Genomic DNA, 2,397 nt, shown 5'->3' on the forward strand with positions numbered 1-2,397 from the left:
TTCTTGGAAAACATTTAATATTTGCTCGAGGGTTAGCAATCCTTTGGTATTTTCATTTTTGTTACAGCCCACCAGTACCATTAATAATAGAATCATAACATTCGCAACTAATCACCCCCTCGATATTAGTGAATTAATCCAGTTCTTCAAATCTGGCACTTAAAAAATCGCATTGTCGGAAGCGGTTACCAATTTCTTGCTCCACCCGCGACTTAAAAACACATAATAGCTCTCGGGGATTTCTGCTAACGTTCATGTGTTCACGACGTCCCACCACCTTAAGCCCGAAGGGCGGCCGCGACGCGGTTAGGTGGTGCGGATGTGTCCGGCTGAAACTGCTTCCCTGCTACTGCCTATTGCATCCTCGAATCCTCATCTAACTCCTGCCGGACCGAGGGCCGAATGGCCCGAAGCGTGAACATGGTGTTATCGGATGTTCCCCGCCCTTGACCTACTCCTTCTAAATTATATAAACCATTAATTCTTCATTCAGATAATTGTCTCCGACTTTCATTGCATTTATTTCTTTACCAAACGACTTAAATCCAATGGATTCATAAAGTGCTTTTGCGCGTTGATTACGATCAACAACAAATAGATTGATCTGTTCTAATTCTTTTAATTGCTTTGCCTTTCTGATCAGTTCTATTACTAATTCCTTTCCAATTCCTTTGCCTTGAAAATTTGAATTCACATACATTCCCCAGATTATCCCTTTATGTTTCATCTTTATCAACTGTTCTCTTCTAAATCCAACCATGCCTATTAATTCTTCGCCCTTGAATGCTCCTAAAATAAAGTTCTCCTCTGTAGAAGAAAATCGTTCTTTAACTGATTCAATTGGTGTATCTTTTACTTCTTCATACGAAGCCCCAAAAACATCTGGATGTTCACTTAAGGCTTTAAGCCTTAGATTCCAATAGTTTACAACATCTGATACTACTAATTGGCGGATCATCTTGAGTTACCTTCTTTCTGCACTTGGGGAATTTCCGATAACGTTCATGTGTTCACGACGTCCCACCACCTTAAGCCCGAAGGGCGGCCGCGACGCGGTTAGGTGGTGCGGATGTGTCCGGTGAATCCACTTCCCTGCTACTGCAATTGCATCACCGAATCCACATCTAACTCCTGCCGGACCGAGGGCCGAATGGCCCGAAGCGTGAACATGGTGTTATAAGATGTCGGGGGCTTCTTGAGCTGCTTTCAAAATGCCCTTTTACTCCTTTAATTTCTAATTCATTATTCATGTTTATGTTCATTCCAATATTCAGGCACTTCTATATATTCAGATACTCTTGATTTCAATATTTCTATTAATTCTTCATCCATAAATTTATAATCATCTGGTATTCCAAGACATATTAATTGCTTCTGCAATAGAGTACTTGAAAATTTGTCTTTCAACCTTCTTGTATGTTTCTTCTCCATTACAAAAATCATATCTGCCCATCCAATAAGTCCTTCAGTAACCTTAATTCTTGCTCCTTCTTCAGTTCCAGCAGAACGAACTTCATATCCATTGAAGCCTTCAAAGATCTTTTCAGCTGTTAAACTGCGCCACTTATTTCGGCTACAGATAAAGAGTAATTTAATGTCCTGTTCACCTGTTCTTTACGATTATTTGATTTCATTATAGCACTTGAAGTTAAGCCTTTCCCCCGATTTCTTATAACGTTCATGTGTTCACGACGTCCCACCGACTTAAGGCGACAAAGTCGCCGGCTGCGCGAATGCGCAGTTAGTCGGTGCGGATGTGTCCGGCTGACTCTGCTTCCCTGCTGCTGAATTACTTCTATGAATCCACTTCTAACTCCTGCCGGACCGAGGCGGCTCGTCCGCCGAAGCGTGAACATGGTGTTAGATGTTGTTCTTAGCGGGGCCTCTTCGATTACTCTTGCAGCTCAAATCCGGTCTGTTTCCGGTCTATGAGGAAACGTTCCATTGTATCTTCGAGTATGCTTTCCACAGTCAAATCCATCTGTTTCCGGTCTATGAGGAAACGTTCCATTGTATCCTCGAGTATGCTTTCCACAGTCAAATCCGTCTGTTTCCGGTCTGTGAGGAAACGTTCCATATTCGGAGCCATGCCGCCCAAACCAATTCAAGAATCCGTTATGGATTCTACCGCTTCAATATTGGCCTCACCACAGGCATTGTTCTTGACCTTCCCTGCTAAGAATTTCATCTAACGTTAATGTGTTCACGACGTCCCACCGACTTAAGGCGACGAAGTCGCCGGGCGCGATGCGCTTAGTCGGTGCGGATGTGTCCGGCTGATTCCGCTTCCCTGCAGTTGTCAAATACTTCTTCGAACCAACATCTAACTCCTGCCGGACCGAGGGCCGAATGGCCCGAAGCGTGAACATGGTGTTAGCAGAAGTCCCCGACAACTTG

General features: G+C 43.7%; 3 protein-coding genes. All 3 read right to left on the reverse strand.

What is annotated here, in order from left to right; all coding sequences use genetic code 11:
• Positions 1-460: 460 nt before the first annotated feature.
• Complete coding sequence (locus ACFPPD_RS19560; RefSeq protein WP_209752130.1) at positions 461-958, reverse strand: GNAT family N-acetyltransferase; 498 nt, start codon at positions 956-958, stop codon at positions 461-463.
• 284 nt (positions 959-1,242) lie between these two features.
• Positions 1,243-1,596 carry a low molecular weight protein tyrosine phosphatase family protein gene (locus ACFPPD_RS19565; RefSeq protein ID WP_378082981.1) on the reverse strand — a complete coding sequence of 118 codons (354 nt, stop codon included), beginning with the start codon at positions 1,594-1,596 and terminating at the stop codon, positions 1,243-1,245.
• A gap of 548 nt (positions 1,597-2,144) precedes the next feature.
• A partial coding sequence (locus tag ACFPPD_RS19570) for a hypothetical protein (protein ID WP_378082978.1) occupies positions 2,145-2,397 on the reverse strand: 253 nt, incomplete at its 5' end.

The organism is Cohnella suwonensis (assembly GCF_042655365.1).
GTDB classification, from domain to species: Bacteria; Bacillota; Bacilli; order Paenibacillales; family Paenibacillaceae; genus Cohnella; species Cohnella suwonensis.